The organism is Streptomyces sp. NPDC051214, from assembly GCF_040682375.1.
In the GTDB taxonomy this organism is placed as follows: Bacteria; Actinomycetota; Actinomycetes; order Streptomycetales; family Streptomycetaceae; genus Streptomyces.
In genome coordinates, this window is the sequence record NZ_JBFBAT010000011.1 from 72,562 (window position 1) to 88,872 (window position 16,311).

12 protein-coding genes are annotated in these 16,311 nt (G+C 71.3%); 10 read left to right on the plus strand and 2 right to left on the minus strand.

The genetic code is table 11. From position 1 onward, the window contains the following. Nucleotides 1-12 precede the first annotated feature (12 nt). The 9 genes from gatB (at nt 13) to AB0M70_RS27955 (ending at nt 12,833) form a co-directional block, all read left to right on the plus strand. Nucleotides 13-1,524, plus strand: a complete 1,512-nt coding sequence (gene gatB, locus AB0M70_RS27915) for an Asp-tRNA(Asn)/Glu-tRNA(Gln) amidotransferase subunit GatB (RefSeq protein WP_365823932.1) — start codon at nt 13-15, stop codon at nt 1,522-1,524. A 208-nt stretch (nt 1,525-1,732) separates the two neighbouring features. Further along, nucleotides 1,733-2,986: an SLC13 family permease gene (locus tag AB0M70_RS27920; RefSeq protein WP_365824271.1), complete on the plus strand. Its 1,254-nt coding sequence runs from the start codon at nt 1,733-1,735 to the stop codon at nt 2,984-2,986. A gap of 128 nt (nt 2,987-3,114) precedes the next feature. Beyond that, on the plus strand, nt 3,115-5,220 hold the full coding sequence (locus tag AB0M70_RS27925) for a phosphocholine-specific phospholipase C (protein ID WP_365823934.1): 2,106 nt from the start codon (nt 3,115-3,117) through the stop codon (nt 5,218-5,220). 214 nt (nt 5,221-5,434) lie between these two features. Then, nucleotides 5,435-7,678, plus strand: a complete 2,244-nt coding sequence (locus AB0M70_RS27930; protein ID WP_365823936.1) for an MMPL family transporter — start codon at nt 5,435-5,437, stop codon at nt 7,676-7,678. Next, on the plus strand, nt 7,647-8,255 hold the full coding sequence (locus AB0M70_RS27935; RefSeq protein WP_365823938.1) for a GNAT family protein: 609 nt from the start codon (nt 7,647-7,649) through the stop codon (nt 8,253-8,255). The genes AB0M70_RS27930 and AB0M70_RS27935 overlap by 32 nt, the downstream gene beginning before the upstream one ends. A 35-nt stretch (nt 8,256-8,290) precedes the next feature. Then, nucleotides 8,291-8,893: a hypothetical protein gene (locus AB0M70_RS27940; RefSeq protein WP_365823940.1), complete on the plus strand. Its 603-nt coding sequence runs from the start codon at nt 8,291-8,293 to the stop codon at nt 8,891-8,893. 217 nt (nt 8,894-9,110) lie between these two features. Beyond that, nucleotides 9,111-9,296 carry a hypothetical protein gene (locus AB0M70_RS27945; protein WP_365823942.1) on the plus strand — a complete coding sequence of 62 codons (186 nt, stop codon included), beginning with the start codon at nt 9,111-9,113 and terminating at the stop codon, nt 9,294-9,296. A 77-nt stretch (nt 9,297-9,373) separates the two neighbouring features. Further along, entirely contained in the window at nt 9,374-12,496 is a 3,123-nt protein-coding gene (locus tag AB0M70_RS27950) for an AAA family ATPase (protein ID WP_365823944.1), read from the plus strand. 79 nt (nt 12,497-12,575) lie between these two features. Continuing rightward, nucleotides 12,576-12,833: a DUF6191 domain-containing protein gene (locus tag AB0M70_RS27955; RefSeq protein ID WP_365823946.1), complete on the plus strand. Its 258-nt coding sequence runs from the start codon at nt 12,576-12,578 to the stop codon at nt 12,831-12,833. Nucleotides 12,834-12,852: 19 nt separating this feature from the next. On the opposite strand, the gene AB0M70_RS27960 is transcribed toward AB0M70_RS27955, so the two are convergent. Together AB0M70_RS27960 and AB0M70_RS27965 are read right to left on the minus strand one after the other, a co-directional pair. Then, nucleotides 12,853-14,034 (minus strand): PQQ-dependent sugar dehydrogenase, encoded by a 1,182-nt coding sequence (locus tag AB0M70_RS27960; protein ID WP_365824273.1) that lies wholly within the window; start codon nt 14,032-14,034, stop codon nt 12,853-12,855. Nucleotides 14,035-14,112: 78 nt separating this feature from the next. Beyond that, a complete protein-coding gene (locus AB0M70_RS27965) occupies nt 14,113-15,105 on the minus strand; it encodes an aldo/keto reductase (RefSeq protein ID WP_365823948.1) in 993 nt (330 codons plus the stop codon). A gap of 97 nt (nt 15,106-15,202) precedes the next feature. Between AB0M70_RS27965 and AB0M70_RS27970 the strand changes: the two genes are divergently transcribed. Further along, nucleotides 15,203-16,153, plus strand: coding sequence for a 2-hydroxyacid dehydrogenase (locus AB0M70_RS27970; RefSeq protein ID WP_365823950.1), 951 nt, complete (start codon nt 15,203-15,205; stop codon nt 16,151-16,153). Nucleotides 16,154-16,311 lie beyond the last annotated feature (158 nt).

Below are 16,311 nucleotides of genomic sequence, written 5' to 3' on the forward strand. Positions count from 1 at the left end.
GAAAGTTTCACCGTGACTGTCACGACTGACCTGGTGTCGTACGAGGATGCCCTCGCGACGTACGACCCCGTCATGGGCCTTGAGGTCCATGTCGAGCTGGGCACCAAGACCAAGATGTTCTGCGGCTGCTCCACCGAGCTCAAGCAGGACGCCAACAGCCAGACCTGCCCGACCTGTCTCGGACTGCCCGGCGCGCTGCCGGTCGTCAACGAGATCGGCGTCGAGTCCGCCATCAAGATCGGTCTCGCGCTGAACTGCGAGATCGCCGAGTGGTGCCGCTTCGCCCGGAAGAACTACTTCTATCCGGACATGCCGAAGAACTTCCAGACCTCCCAGTACGACGAGCCGATCGCCTTCAACGGCTATCTGGACGTCCAGCTGGAGGACGGGGAGGTCTTCCGCGTGGAGATCGAGCGCGCCCACATGGAGGAGGACACCGGCAAGTCCACGCACGTGGGCGGTGCGACGGGCCGTATCCACGGCGCCTCGCACTCGCTCCTCGACTACAACCGCGCCGGCATCCCGCTCATCGAGATCGTCACCAAGCCGATCGAGGGCGCGGGCGAGCGGGCTCCCGAGGTCGCCAAGGCGTACGTCGCGGAGCTGCGCGAGGTCATCAAGGCGCTTGACGTGTCCGAGGCCCGGATGGACAAGGGCCAGATGCGCTGCGACGTGAACCTGTCCCTGCGGCCGCACGGCCGTGCGGAGTTCGGTACGCGCTCGGAGACGAAGAACGTCAACTCGCTCCGTTCCGTGGAGCGTGCGGCGCGTTTCGAGATCCAGCGTCACGCGGCCGTCCTGAACGGCGGCGGAACGATCGTCCAGGAGACCCGTCACTTCCACGAGGAGGACGGTTCCACGACGTCGGGCCGCATCAAGGACAACGCCGAGGACTACCGGTACTTCCCGGAGCCCGACCTGGTCCCGGTCGCCCCGGCGCGCGCATGGGTCGAGGAACTCCGCACTGCTCTCCCCGAGATGCCGCGCGTGCGCCGCAACCGTCTCCGCGAGGAGTGGGGTGTCTCGGAGCACGACATGCAGTCGATCCTGAACGCCGGTGCGGTCGACCCCATCGTCGCCACGATCGAGGCGGGCGCCGATTCGGCTGCCGCGCGCAAGTGGTGGATGGGCGAGCTGGCCCGTAACGCCAACGAGACGGGCCGGGCCCTCGACGAGCTGCCGGTCACCCCGGCGCAGGTCGCCAGGGTCGCCGAGCTCGTCACCAAGGGCGACCTGAACGACAAGCTGGCGCGCCAGGTCTTCGAGGGAGTCCTCGCGGGCGAGGGCACGCCGGACGAGGTCGTCGAGAAGCGCGGCCTGAAGGTCGTCTCGGACGAGGGCGCGCTGTCCACTGCCGTGGAGGAAGCGATCGCCGGTAACCCCGGGGTCGCGGACAAGATCCGCAGCGGCAAGGTCGCTGCGGTCGGCGCGTTGGTCGGTGCGGTCATGAAGGCCACCCGGGGCCAGGCTGACGCGGCCCGCGTCAAGGAACTGATCCTCGAGAAGCTGGGTGTGGAGGGCTAGCACCTCCGGCTCGTACGGGACCCAGGGCGGCGCACCTTTCGGGGGTGCGCCGCCCTTCGCTTGCGCGGGCCTTGGGGGGTGTCTCGCGGCTGCCGGGGCGCCGCCGGACTGTGCCGGTTCCGGTGTGATGCCGTGTGGCGTCCCGTTTTACGCTGGGGGCGTCCGTCCCCGCCGAACCATTGCCCCACGCGGGCCACGGAGCGTCCCCCTGAACACCGTCACCGCCGAGATCCTCTCCGTCGGCCTGCTGCTCGCCGTGCTCGCGTTCGCCGTCGTGCGGCCGAAGAAGTGGCCGGAGGCCGCTGCCGCGTTGCCCGCTGCCGGGATCGTCGTGGGGCTCGGGGCCGTTTCGCCGCAGCACGCGCTCGCGGAGGTGCGGAGTCTGCTGCCCGTGGTGGGGTTTCTTGCCGCCGTGCTCGTGCTGGCGCAACTCTGCGCTGACGACGGGCTCTTCGCCGCCGCCGGGGATCTCGTCGCCCGGATCTGCGGCGGGCGGACCCGGACGCTCCTCGGCGGGGTCTTCGGCGTGGCCGCGGCGATCACCGCCGTGCTCAGCCTCGACGCCACCGTCGTCCTGCTCACGCCGGTCGTCTTCGCCACCGCGGCCCGCGTCGGGGCGAGGCCGCGCCCGCACGTCTACGCCACCGCTCACCTCGCCAACTCGGCGTCACTCCTGCTGCCCGTCTCCAACCTCACCAACCTCCTCGCCCTCACCGCCAGTGGGCTGAGTTTCACGCGGTTCGCGCTGCTCATGGCGGTGCCCTGGCTCGTCGCCATCGGGATCGAGTACCTCGCCTTCCGGCGGTACTTCGCCGCCGATCTGGACGCGGGCGCCGAAGAGGCCAAGGAGGTCGAACCGACCCCCGTACCTGTCTTCACGCTCGTCGTCCTCGGGCTCACGCTCGCCGGCTTCGTCGGCACCTCGCTGGCCGGAGCCGAACCCCTGTGGGCGGCCCTCGCCGGAGCCGCGGTGCTCGCCGTCCGTGCGCTGCTGCGACGACGTACGAGCGCCACCGCACTCGTCCGCTCCGCGAGCCCGCTGTTCTGCCTGTTCGTGCTCGCGCTCGGCATCGTCGTCAAGGCGGTCGTCGACAACGGCCTCGGCACCGGGATCGAGTGGATCCTGCCGGACGGCGCCTCGCTGCCCGCGCTCCTCGCCATCGCGGGTCTCGCCGCCGTACTCGCCAATCTCATCAACAACCTGCCGGCGATTCTCGCTCTCCTGCCCGCCGTCGCGCCCGCCGGGCCCGGGCCCGTCCTCGCCGCTCTGATCGGCGTCAACATCGGGCCGAACCTGACGTACGTGGGCTCGCTCGCCACCCTGCTGTGGCGCCGCATCCTGCACGACCACGGCACGGACGCCGAGTTGGGGACCTTCACCCGCCTCGGCGTGCTGACCGTGCCCCTCACGCTGGCGGCGTCGACCGTCGCGCTGTGGGCGGCGCTGCTGATCGGCGCCTGAGCCCCGCGCATCCGTTCACGTCGACTTCGTCCCCAAGTCTTCACACGGATACCGGACTTCACTACCGTCCCGCCGAGTAGGCCAATGGATCAGCGGAGAACCATTGGCCGTCGACTGGAGGTCGTTACGTGTCCCCCGAGATTTCGCGCAGGCGACTGATGGCGGTCGGCGGTGGCGCGGTCGGCGCCGCCGCCGTCGGATCCTTCCTGCCGCCGTCGTTGCAGCTGGCACTGGCGCAGGACCGGCACAAGCCCGGCAGCGGCGGGCTCGACTCGATCGAGCACGTCGTCATCCTGATGCAGGAGAACCGGTCCTTCGACCACTACTTCGGGGCCCTGCGCGGCGTACGCGGCTTCGGCGACCGCAACGCCATCCGGCTCCCGAGCGGCACGTCCGTGTTCGAGCAGCCGGGCGCGCTGCGCACCGTCATGCCCTTCCCGGTCCGCGAGGCCGCCGCCGCGCAGAAGAAGGACCTGCAGTACATCGGCGCCCTCGACCACTCCTGGAGCGGCGGCGCCAAGGCCTGGCACGACGGCTGGACGGACGGCTGGATCACCGCCAAGACCGCCGCGACGATGGCGTACTACACGCGCGACGACATCCCGCTGCACTACGAACTCGCCGACACCTTCACCGTCTGCGACGCCTACCACTCGTCCATCCACACCTCCACCAGCCCCAACCGCAACCACCTGTGGAGCGGCAAGACGGGCTACGAGGCGAACGGCAAGCGCGCCGTCGGCAACGACGCGTACGACGAGGGCAAGCACCCCGGCTACGACTGGGGGACGTACGCCGAGCGCCTGGAGAAGGCGGGCGTGAGCTGGCAGACGTACACGGAGTGGGAGAACTTCACCGACAACCAGATCGAGTTCTTCACCACCTTCAAGGCGATCGCCAGGAAGGTTCTCGCCAAGACCGGCCTCACCTACATGGAGGCCTTCTACGCCAAGGTGCGCGACGCCAAGGACGAGGCCGAGCGGGCGAAGCTGCTCGCCACCCTGGAGGAGGGCGTCGCGACCCTCACCAAGGCGGAGCGGTCACTGTTCGAGCGCGGCCTGCGGCGCGTGCCCACCGGCAAGCTCGCCGAGGAGTTCGCCAAGGACGTCGCCGGCGGCAAGCTGGCCAAGGTCAGCTACCTGGTGCCCTCCGCCCTGGACTCCGAGCACCCCAGCGTCTCCTCCCCGATCCACAGCGCGACCATCGTCTACAAGGTCCTGGACGCCCTCGCCTCGCACCCCGAGGTCTGGCGGCGCACCGCCGTCTTCATCAACTACGACGAGAACGACGGCTTCTTCGACCACGTCCCGCCGCCCGTGCCCGGCACGGACGCCCCCGAGGACCAGGAGGAGCGCTGGGAGGGCAGGCCCACCGGCCTCGGCGTGCGCGTCCCCATGCTCGTCGTCTCGCCCTGGACCGTCGGCGGCTACGTCACCTCCGAGGTCTTCGACCACACCTCCGTCGTGCGCTTCCTGGAGAAGTGGACCGGCGTCAAGGAACCCAACATCGGCGCCTGGCGCCGCAAGGTCACCGGCGACCTCACCGGCGCCTTCGACTTCAGACGCGGCCACCGGCAGCCCGAGGTCGAGCAGCCCGGCGCCATCCCGGAGTTCAGCGGTCGCTGGTCCCCGCAGCCGCCCCTGAAACAGTCCATGCCGGTCCAGGAGCCGGGCAGCCGCCGCGCACGCCCGCTGCCCTACCAGCCCGACGCGTACGTGAAGCCGGGGCGCGACGGCACCCTCTCCGTGCGGCTGCGCAACGGCGGCCGCTCCAGCGCGCACTTCGCGCTCTATCCCTACGCCGGCGAGTTCGCGGTCCCGCAGCACCAGGACGTCGTGCGCGAGGGTTCCTGGACCGTGCCGGTGGCCAAGGACACGTACGCCTTCACGATCACGGGCCCGAACGGCTTCCGGCGCGAGTTCGCGGGCGCCAAGGACGGCGGCGCGCGGCTCGCCTCCGCGATCACCCGTCGCGAGCTCCACGTGACCCTGGCCAACCGGGGCCGCAAGGAGCTCGTCTTCACGGTCAAGCCGCTCGGCTACGTGGACGAGGACGACGTCAGGAAGCGGACCAGGATCGTCCGCGTCAAGGCGGGCAGCAGCCGCACGATCGCCTGGCGGACGGACGACGAGCACGGCTGGTACGACTTCCAGGTCACGTCCGCGGGCGAGCCCGCCTTTCGGCGCCGTCTGATGGGGCACATAGAGAACGGGCGCGCGAGCGTATCGGGCTGAAGCCCGCACTTCTCAGGGTGTGCGAGGTCCCGGTGGGGCCTCGCACACCCTTTGTGCTCTTGTGAGGAAACCCACGAACCGGACCAACGATCTCCGAGCCCTGTCAAAGTGTCTCTGGCGCACATGTCGTCGCTCATGCGTTCTTTGCGGGCTGTTCAGTTCATTCACGGCTGTTCCCGATAAAGATCCACGAACCACCCCAGGGAGCAGGTCAGTGGCAGCACTCGCACGGTGGTGTGTGAAGCACCGCCTCCTCGCAGTACTGCTCTGGCTCGTCGCCCTCTGCGGCGCAGCGAGCGCCGCAGTGCTCGCCGGATCCGCGTACTCGAACGACTACGACGTGCCGGGCACCGAGTCCGGCCGTGCGACCGAGCTCCTGAACGAGGGGTTCGAGGGGCTCGGCGGCGACAGCAACACCGTCGTCTGGCGGACCGAGGCGGGCACGACGGTGCGCGCCGCCGACGTCGAACAGACGATGACCGACACCCTCGACCGCATCGATGACATGCCGGCTGTCGCCTCCGTCAGCAGTCCGTACGGACAGCACGGCGCCGCGCAGATCAGCGGCGACGCGCGCATCGCGTACGCGACCGTCACCTTCCACGAGCAGGCCGACGCCATCGACAAGGCGGACGCGCAGGCCCTCGTCGACACCGCGAAGGCCGCCGATTCGGACCACCTGGAGGTGGAGCTCGGCGGTGGCGCCGTCGGCCTCACCGAGTCCAAGAGCGCACAGACCGCCGAGATCGTCGGGGTCGCCGTCGCCGCCGTGGTGCTCTTCCTCGCCTTCGGCTCGCTCGCCGCATCGGTCCTGCCCATCGCCACGGCGCTGGTGTCGGTCGGCACGGCCTACGCGGGCATCGTGCTGCTCGGCCATGTCATGACCGTCGCGGACTTCGCCCCGATGCTGGGCACCCTGATCGGGCTCGGCGTCGGCATCGACTACGCGCTGTTCATCGTGACCAGACATCGCAAGGGCCTCAAGCAGGGCCTTCCGGTCGCCGTGGCCGCCGAACGCGCGGTCGCCACCACCGGGCGCGCGGTCGTCTTCGCGGGTGCCACCGTGTGCATCGCGCTGCTCGGCATGCTCATCCTGCGGCTCAGCTTCCTCAACGGCGTCGCCATCGCGGGATCGCTGACCGTGCTCCTCACCGTCGCCGCCTCGGTGACCCTGCTGCCCGCGCTCCTGTCCTGGATCGGACCGCGCGCGCTCAGCCGCCGCGAACGGCGCGCCCTCGCCGAACACGGCCCGGCCCCGGAGCTGCCCACCGGGCTCGCCGCCCGCTGGTCCGCCTTCGTCGAGCGGCATCCGAAGCTGCTCGGCGGCGTCGCCGTCGCCGTGATGGCGGTGCTCGCCCTGCCCACGCTCTCCCTCCACCTGGGCACCTCCGACCAGGGCAACAACCCGGCGACGGCCACCACCCGGCAGGCCTACGACCTCCTCGCGGACGGCTTCGGCCCCGGCGTGAACGGCCCCCTCACGCTCGTCACGGACGTCGACGGAGCGGGCGACCGGCTCGCCCTCACCAACCTCGGCCACACGCTCGAATCGACCCAGGGCGTCGCCTCCGTCAGCCCCGTCACGTACGGCGCCGACGGCACGGTCGCCCACGTCACCGTCGTACCGGACTCGTCCCCCCAGTCGCAGCGGACCAGCGATCTCGTCGACCGGCTGCGCGACGACGTCCTTCCGCGGGCCGAGGCCGACACGTCGCTGGACCTCCAGGTCGGCGGTGTCACGGCGAGCTACGACGACTTCGCGGAGATCATCGTCGGCAAGCTGCCGCTCTTCGTGGGCGTCGTCATCGGGCTCGGCTGTGTCCTGCTGCTTCTGGCCTTCCGGTCCATCGGCATCCCGCTGAAGGCCGCCGCGATGAACGTGGCCGCGGTGGCGTCCGCCTTCGGGGTCGTCGTCGCGATCTTCCAGTGGGGCTGGGGGAGTGAGCTGCTCGGCCTCGGCTCGGCGGGACCGATCGAACCCTTCCTGCCCGTGATCATGGTGTCGGTCCTCTTCGGGCTCTCCATGGACTACCAGGTCTTCCTGGTCAGCCGGATGTACGAGGAATGGCTGGAGACCGGCGACAACCGGCGGGCCGTCCGCGTCGGCCTCGCCGAGACGAGCCGCGTGATCAACTCCGCGGCGGTCATCATGATCTCGGTCTTCCTCGCCTTCGTCCTCAGCGGCGACCGGGTCATCGCGATGTTCGGCATCGGCCTCGCGGCCGCGGTCGCGCTCGACGCCTTCGTCCTGCGCACGCTGCTCGTGCCCGCCCTGATGCACATGCTGGGCGGCGCCAACTGGTGGCTGCCGCGCGGCCTCGACCGCCTGCTGCCGCGCATCAGCATCGAGCCGCCGGAATGTCGTTCGAGTAATTCCGTCCCCGGTGCGAGGATCCCCGTACTGCCGGACGGACTGAAGGAGCGGGATGTTCGCGATATCGCTGGGAGAGGGCGCTGAGCTGCGGCCCATCGAGCCGTGGCAGGCAGCGGAGTTCCTCGCGCACGTCGAGCGTGCGCGGGAGTACGCGGGGCCGTGGGTGCCCCTGACCGTGCGGGTGAAGGACCTCGATTCGGCGCGTGACCTGCTGCAGATGTTCGCCGACCGGCAGGCCGCCGACACGGGCCGCCTGTACGGCATCTGGCTGGACGGCACGCTCGTCGGGGGAGTCCTCTTCCGGATCTTCGACACGGCCATGGAGAGCTGCGAGGTGGGCGTCTGGCTGGAGCCCTCGGCCGCTGGGCGGGGTCTGATCACCAGGGCGAGCCGGGTCCTCATCGACTGGGCGGTGGACGAGCGCGGCATGCACCGCGTGGAGTGGATGGTCTCCACGGCGAACGACCGCAGCAAGGCGGTGGCCAAGCGGCTCGGGATGACCAAGGACGGGGTGCTGCGGGAGAGCTTCCCCTGGCAGGGGGTGCGGCACGACATGGAGGTGTGGTCGGTGCTCGCGCCGGAGTGGCGCAAGGCGCGTGAGGCGCGTGAGGCGCGTGAGGCGCGTGAGACGGCGGGTGCCGGGGGTTCGGCGGCTCGTTAAGAAAGCTCTCAGACTCCGTCCGTACGGTGCGGGGCATGGGAACTAAGACAGAGGACGAGACCACGGCCGAGGCGGCCGCGAAGCCCGCGGAGCCGGAGGCCGCGGACACCGTGGGCACGGCGGACACCAAGGACGCCGTCAAGGTGGAGAAGACCGCCGACGGCGAGGCCCCGGCCGAGGACGCCGTCGAGGACGACGACGCCGATGAGCTCGTCGTGGTGGAAGAGGTCGCCCCGGCCAAGTCCACCGGCGTGTTCCAGGGCGCCGCGGCCGTCGTCTCCGCCGCTCTCGGCGTGATCGGCCTGTCCGGCGGCTGGCTCGGCACGGTCGCCGCGGCGCGCTCGAACATCGTCGGGCAGCTGGAGACCAAGCAGTCGGCGAGCGTCGCCGACCAGATCCAGGCCCTGTACGGCGACTCCTGGCAGGTCACGGCGCTGATCGCCGGCGCCTTCGCGCTCGCCGCGCTCGTCGTCGGGTTCGTCGTCCTGGTCAGGCCCGCGTTCGGTGCGCCCGACCAGGTGCAGGCACCGTGGATCAAGTCGGTCGCGTGGGCGGGTGTCGCCCTGGGTGTCATCGGCCTGCTGCTTGCCATCGCCAAGTACTCGGACCTGATCTACGGGCTGCCGTCGGCCAGTTGACGGCGAACCAGGTACTCAGAACGCCGGAGGGGCTGCGCTGCAGCCCCTCCGGCGTTTCGCCTACCTGAGGAACGAGAGCCCTAAGGCCCCCTCCCACCCTCCTAAGGCCCCTGGCCCCCTCAAGATGCGGCACTCTCCCGATGTGCCACCCCTCCCTGGCGGACGAAAGTAGTGGTCACAACGGAGACAGCAGCCACTCAGAAGCCAGGGAGTTCTCATGTTCGAGTACGAAATGCACCAGCTGCGCGCCGCCGACCTCGTCCGTGAGGCCGACCGCCGCCGCCTCCTGCGCGAGGCCCGCGAGGCCAAGGCGGCCCGCGCCGCCCGCCGTTCGGCCCGCCACGGAACCGAGGGGCGGGTGAGTACGGGCCTGCGGAGAAGCCTCTTCTCCCGGGCCGCGTGATGAGCGCGGCGGGAGCAGACGGAGCGGCCGTCTCTGCCCTTGGGATATCCGCTGCCACCAAGCACTCACCCTGTGCAATGCTCACCGCTGTGGAGACCAGGTCCGTAAGCCCCGTGTTCGTCGGCCGTTCCGACGAGATGGGCGTACTGAAAGACGCACTCGCCCGTGCCAAGGGGACGACCCCCGGCACGGGCGAGCCGCAGGCCTTGCTGCTCGGCGGCGAGGCCGGCGTCGGCAAGACCCGCCTCATCGAGGAGTTCACCGCGGCGGCCCACGCCGAAGGCGCCGTCGTCGCCCTCGGCGGCTGCGTCGAGATCGGCGCGGAGGGCCTGCCCTTCGCCCCCTTCTCCAGCGCCCTGCGCTCGCTGCGCCGCCAGCTCCCCGACGAGGTGGACGCCGCCGCCGCCGACCAGGAGGGCGAGCTCGCCCGGTTGCTGCCCGAACTCGGCGAGGCACCGCAGCGCCGCCGGGGCACCGACGCGCAGCACGACGAGGAGGCCATGGCCCGCCTCTTCGAGCTGACCGTCCGCCTCCTGGAGCGCCTGGCCACCGACCGCACGGTGGTCGTCGCCCTGGAGGACCTGCACTGGGCCGACGCCTCCACCCGCCACCTCCTCGCCTACCTCTTCCGCACGCTGCGCAGCGGCCGCCTCGTCGTCGTCGCCACCTACCGCGCCGACGACATCCACCGCCGCCACCCGCTGCGCCCGCTCCTGGCCGAGCTCGACCGCCTGCGCACGGTGCGGCGCATCGAACTGTCCCGCTTCAGCAAGAGCGAGGTCGCCCGCCAGATGGCGGGCATCCTCAGCGCCGAGCCCGCGCAGAAGCTGGTGGACGACATCTTCGAGCGCTCGGACGGCAACGCCTTCTTCGTCGAGGAGCTCGCGGTCGCCACGCACGGCGGCAGCTGCGCCGGCCTCACGGACTCCCTGCGCGACCTCCTGCTCGTACGTGTCGAGGAGCTGCCCGAGAACAGCCAGCGGGTGGCCAGGATCGTCGCCGAGGGCGGCTCGACCGTCGAGTACCCGCTGCTCGCCGCGGTCGCGGGCCTCGCGGAGGACGACCTGATCGAGGCGCTGCGGGCCGCCGTCGGCGCCAACATCCTGCTGCCGTCGCCCGACGGCGACGGCTACCGCTTCCGGCACTCCCTGGTGCGCGAGGCCGTGGGCGACGACCTGCTGCCCGGTGAGCGCTCCCGGATCAGCCGCCGCTTCGCCACGGTCCTGGAGGCCGACCCCTCACTCGTCGCCGCCGACCAGCGCGCCGCCTGCCTCGCCAGTTACTGGTATCACGCCCACGACGCGGCGAAGGCGCTCCCCGCGGTCCTGCGGGCCTCCGTCGAGGCCCGCCGCCGCTACGCCTACTCCGAGCAACTGCGCCTCCTCGAACGCGCGATGGAGCTGTGGGACGTGGCCCCCGAGGACGTCCGCCTCGCACTGCGCCCCCTCGACTACGCGGAGGTCTACCCTCCCTGCGGCTGCGATCCCGCCACCACCCCCCTGCGCTACCTCGACCTCATGGCGGAGGCCGCCGTCGCGGGCCGCCTCTGCGGGGAGCGGGAACGCGCCCTGAAGATCACCAAGCGTGCGCTGCGGCTCCTCGAGGACGAGCACGACCCCCTGCGCGCCGCCTGGTTCTGGATCCAGCGCTCCCGGCTCGTCTCGACGCTCGCCCGCGGCGACGGCTGGGCGGAGATCGCCACCGCGCAGGACCTGGTCCGCGGCCTCCCGCCGTCCGAGGTGCACGCCGAGGTCCTCACGAACGTCGCCTCCTGGGGCATGCTGCACAACCCCGGCGCCGAGACCCTGGCCGCGGCGCAACGCGCCGTCGAATACGCCCGGATGGTCAAGGCAGAGGAGACCGAACTCAACGCCCGGCTCATCCTCGGCGGCCTCATGGTCGACGCGGGCGACGTCGAACAGGGGCTCGCGGAGATGTACGAGGTCAGGGACCGCTGCTTGGCGCCGCCCGGCCTCGTCTCCCGCATCCCGCACATCCACGTCAACCTGCCGTCCGTGCTCGAAGGGGCGGGCCGCTCCCTCGAATCCCTGGAGGTCAGCGAGCAGGGCCTCGCGCTCTGCCGGAAGTACGGCCTCACGGACACCGAGAGCTGGGTCCAGGTCAACAAGGCGGAGACCCTTGTCTCGCTGGGCCGTTGGGACGAGGCGGTCGAGGCCTCCGAGGCGGCCCGCCGCGGTGCGCTCAGCGTCAAACCGCGGGGCGGCGCGGCCCTGCAGCTCACCTCCGTCGCCCTCGGCCGCGGTGACATGGCCGAAGCCGCCGCCCAACTGGCCACGGCCCGCGCCCACTACGGCTCGCACGACCTCATGCCGCAGTACTCCCTGCCCATGGTCACCGCCGCCATCGGCATCGCCGCCGCCGACCCCGACCGCGCGGCCGGCGTAGCCGAGGCGCGCGCCGAACTCGAACGGGCCGTTGCCACGGGCTTCCCGCCCGGCACCCAGCGCTACACCTGGGCCCTGCTGCTCGCCGCCGCCACCTCGGAGGCCGATACGCGAGGCCTGCCCGCCGCCGAACCCGGCCGGGCCGAGGCCATCGACAGCATCCGCCGGGTCGCCAAGAACCTCCCCTCACCCGTGCCGGTCTGGGTCGCCCACGAGAAGTGGGTCCGCGCGGAACTCCTGCGCGCCGAGGACCGCGACACCCCCGCCGACTGGTCCGCCACCGTCACCGCCTTCGAACCCCTCGACCGCCCCTACGACGTGGCCCGGGTCCGCCTCCGCCTCGCCGAGTCCCTGCTCGCGACCACCGCGGGCACGGGCACGGGCGCGGGCACCGAAGCGGATCGCGAGCGTGCCGCCGGGCTGCTGCGACAGGCCCTGGAGACCGCCGAGGGGCTGCGGGCCCGGCCCCTCGCCGAGGCGGTCGCCGGGCTCGCCCAGCGTGCCCGCCTCGTCCTGAACGACGACGACCACCACACCGCCGTCCCGCACCTCACACCGGTCGACCCCGCGGAGGCGCTCGGCCTCACCAGCCGGGAGCGTGACGTGCTCCGCCGCGTCGCCGCGGGCCGCAGCAACCGGCAGATCGCCGAGGAGCTCTTCATCTCCCCGAAGACGGCGAGCGTCCACGTCTCCAACATCCTCGCCAAGCTGGGCGTGGCCGGCCGGGGCGAGGCGGCGGCCCTGGCCCACCGCCTGCGCCTGTTCCCCGCTGATCGCGCACAGTCCACGGGCTGACCTGCGCTTTCCCGTCCCCGGAGGGTTTCGCGGGCGCTCGCTTACGCTGGAAGGAGGAACCCGGCCGCCAGGAGGCGCAGTGTTCAACCCGATCGAGCTTTTCCAGCCCGGCCGCAAACACACGGACGACGAGCAGAAGCGGCTGGAACTGAGCCGGGTCGACGTGGCCGACGGCGACCCGAGCCGCGGCCCCATAGACCTGACCTCGGGCAAGGTGGTGGTGAGGGTCCCGCAGCAGCCGACCCAGGAGCCGCCCCAGGAACCGGCCGCCGCAGCTGCTCCCGCCGACGCCGCCGCTCCCGCCGACTCGGCCCCGGACACCGCGCCCGAGCGTTAGCCCCCGCCGGCGGTGATCCCTACTTCACCGTCACCTCGAGAATCTTGTCGTCCCCCTTCTCCGGGGTGCCCCGGGAATCCGTTTCGTTCGTCACCAGCCACAGCTTGTCCTTGCCCGCCGCGACCACCGTGCGCAGCCGGCCGTGCTTGCCCTTCAGGAAGGACTGGGGCTCCACGGTGCCTTCCACGCCGCGTACCGGAATGCGCCAGAGGCGCTCGCCGCGCAGGCCCGCCATCCAGACCGACCCCTCGGCATAGGCGATGCCGCTGGGGGAGGCGTCCGAGGTCTTCCACTGGGCCACCGGGTCGTTGTAGCCCTCCTCGTCGCCCTTGCCCTCCACCTCCGGCCAGCCGTAGTTGCCGCCGGCCTTGATCTCGTTCAGCTCGTCCCAGGTGTCCTGGCCGAACTCCGCCGCCCAGAGCCGCTTCTCCTCGTCCCAGGCCAGCCCCTGCACGTTCCGGTGGCCGTACGAATAGACGGGGGAGTCGTCGAAGGGGTTGCCGGGGGCCGGGTCGCCGTCCGCGGTCAGGCGCAGGATCTTGCCGCCCAGCGACTTCTTGTCCTGGGCCAGACCGGTGTCACCCGTCTCGCCCGTGCCCGCGTACAGCATCTTGTCCGGGCCGAAGGCGATCCGGCCGCCGTTGTGGACCACGCCCTTGGGGATGCCCTTGAACACCGTGTCGGGCGCGCCCAGTTGCCGACCGGAGGGCTTCTTCTCGTCGTACAGCATGCGGCTGATGCGGTTGTCCGACTCGGTGGTGAAGTACGCGTAGACCATGTGGTCCGATGCGTACGAGGGAGAGAGGGCCAGGCCCATCAGGCCGCCCTCGCCCGCGGGGGAGACGCCGGGGACCGAGCCCAGCTCCGTCTTCTTGCCCGTCTCGCCGTCGACGCGGGTGATGGTCCCCTCGTCGCGCGAGGACACCAGGAGGTCGCCGCCCGGCAGCGGTGCGAGGCCCCACGGTGACTTCAGGTTCTCGGTGAGTGTCTTGGTGACCGACGCCGAGCCCTTTTCCGGTGGGGCGTCGCCGGCGCGCGCCTTGCCCGAGGGTGACCCCTCAGGCCCCTCCGACTTCGCGGGGCTCGACTCGGCGCTCTTTCCGTTGTCCGGCGTGTCCGAGCCCCCGGACGAGCAACCGGCCGTGAGCACGAGGGCGGCGGCAGCCAATGCGGCCGTGACAGCAGTCCGTTGCACGATCAGGTTCCCTTCGACGCAGCGCTTCTCCTGTTCATACACCGCTCGAGCCCCGCAGGTTCCCAAACAAGCGACGAGCGGACGTCACTCCCAGGATCCCATCGCCGACGGCAGCGCCGCGATCTCGGCCAGGTCCGCCCCGGTCAGCCGCACCACCGCCGCCCCCGCGTTCTGCACCGCCCACCGCTCCCGCTTGGCCCCCGGTATCGGCACCACATCGCGGCCCTGCGCGAGCACCCACGCCAGCGCCACCTGCGCCGGGGTCGCCCCATGCCGCTCGGCCACCCGGCGCAGGCCCACCACCAGCGGCTGGTTGGCGGCCATCATCTCGGCGGTGAACCGCGGGTGCCGGGCCCGCAGGTCGTCCGGCTCGAAGCCCTGCCCCGGCGTCAGCGTCCCCGTGAGGAAACCGTTCCCCAGCGGCATCGCAGCCAGGAAGCCGATCCCTCGCGCCGCACACCACGGCAGCAGCGTCTCCAGGGCCTCGCGTGACCACACCGAGAGCTCCGCCTCCACCGCGCTGACCGGAAAGACCTGCTGGATCCGCTCCAGCTGCCGGATCGTTCCCTCGTGCAGCCCCCGGCCCTCGCGCCGCGAGGCCCGCGCCCCCACCGCGCACAGCCCGAGCGCCCGCACCTTCCCGGCGGCGACGAGCTCGGCCATGGCGCCCCACGTCTCCTCGACGGGCACCTCGGGATCGGCGCGGTGCAACTGGTACAGGTCGATCGTCTCGGTCTGCAGCCGCCGCAGCGACGCGTCGCACGCCCGCTTCACATAGCCGGGGCGGCCGTTGGCGACGATGTGCTGCTCACCCACGAGCAGCCCGCACTTGGTGGACACGAAGGCCTCGGCCCGCCGCTCCTTCAACGCCCTGCCCACCAGGAGTTCGTTGGTGAACGGCCCGTACATGTCCGCGGTGTCGAGGAGGGTCGAGCCCTGGTCGAGCGCGGCGTGCACGGTGCGCAGCGACTCCTCGCCCCGCTGCCGTGAGTCGGTGTACGCCCAGCTCATCGGCATGCAGCCGAGCCCGACCGCACCCACCTCGAGCGCCGCGGCGCCGATCGTCCTGCGGTCCACCTGGCCGTGCCCTCCCACCTCATGTCCGAGCGGCCCCCAACGTAACCTCTGCCTCCCGCCACGCGGCGTGCGCCCTCCGCGCATTAGCCTCCTGACCATGACGACAGACGTATGGCTCCCCTATGCCGAGGACGAGATCGAAGGCCTGCCCCGGGCAGCCGAAGCGGGGATCAACTACCGCCTCTGGGACGGGGGCGCGGACTTCCCCGCGGACCCGGCCGACTGCGCGTTCTATGTGGTGCCCTATCTGAAGGGTCCGGAGGTCGCCGTACGACCGCTGCCGGAGATGACGTCCGTGCGCGTCGTACAGACACTCTCCGCGGGCGTCGACCAGATGCGGTCCGGTCTTCAACACCTCGCGCCAGGCGTGCAGTTGTGCAACGCCAAGGGGGTTCATGAGGCCAGCACGGCGGAGCTGACGCTCGCCTTGATCCTCGCGTCGCTGCGGGGCATTCCCCGGTTCGTGGAAGGACAGCGGCAGGAGGACTGGCGGTCCGGTTTCTATCCGGCGCTGGCCGACAAGTCCGTGCTGATCATCGGATACGGATCGATCGGTTCCGCCATCGAGGACAGGCTCGCCCCCTTCGAGTGCGCGCGGGTGGCGCGCGTCGCGCGCTCTGCCCGTGCCACGGAGCGCGGCCCCGTGCACCCGCTCGCCGAACTGCCGTCGCTGCTGCCCGACGCCGACGTGGTCATCCTCTCCACGCCTCTCACCGACGCCACGCGAGGCCTGGTGGGCGCCGACTTCCTGGCCCGCATGAAGGACGGCGCGCTGCTCGTGAACGTCGCGCGCGGCCCCGTCGTCGACACCAAGGCGCTCCTGGCCGAACTGGAGAGCGGCCGGATCACCGCCGCCCTCGACGTGACCGACCCGGAACCGCTGCCCGCAGGTCACCCCCTGTGGCAGGCTCCTGGAGTGCTCATCAGCCCGCATGTGGGCGGATCGACGTCCGCCTTTCAGCCGCGCGCCAAGCGCCTGCTCGCCGCGCAGCTGACCCGTTACGTGGCCGGGGAACCCCTCGGCAACGTCGTCCTGACGACCGAGTAGGTCACCAAGCGGCGATCACTCGGCGACCGTTCGAGCACACTCCGCACCTGTTTGTGCGCGCCCCGTGTTCACAACACCTCCGACAGTCACGGAGCGTAGAGAAGCTATGTCCCTGAGTGACGAGACTGGTGTATCGTCCCGACAGGGGCTGCGCCGTG

Excerpts from the sequence above, each read along its gene's own strand:
- AB0M70_RS27935 (WP_365823938.1), top strand. The coding sequence starts at position 7,647 with ATGTTCGCGATATCGCTGGGAGAGGGCGCTGAGCTGCGGCCCATCGAG.
- AB0M70_RS27940 (WP_365823940.1), top strand. The coding sequence starts at position 8,291 with ATGGGAACTAAGACAGAGGACGAGACCACGGCCGAGGCGGCCGCGAAG.
- AB0M70_RS27945 (WP_365823942.1), top strand. The coding sequence starts at position 9,111 with ATGTTCGAGTACGAAATGCACCAGCTGCGCGCCGCCGACCTCGTCCGT.
- AB0M70_RS27950 (WP_365823944.1), top strand. The coding sequence starts at position 9,374 with ATGCTCACCGCTGTGGAGACCAGGTCCGTAAGCCCCGTGTTCGTCGGC.
- AB0M70_RS27970 (WP_365823950.1), top strand. The coding sequence starts at position 15,203 with ATGACGACAGACGTATGGCTCCCCTATGCCGAGGACGAGATCGAAGGC.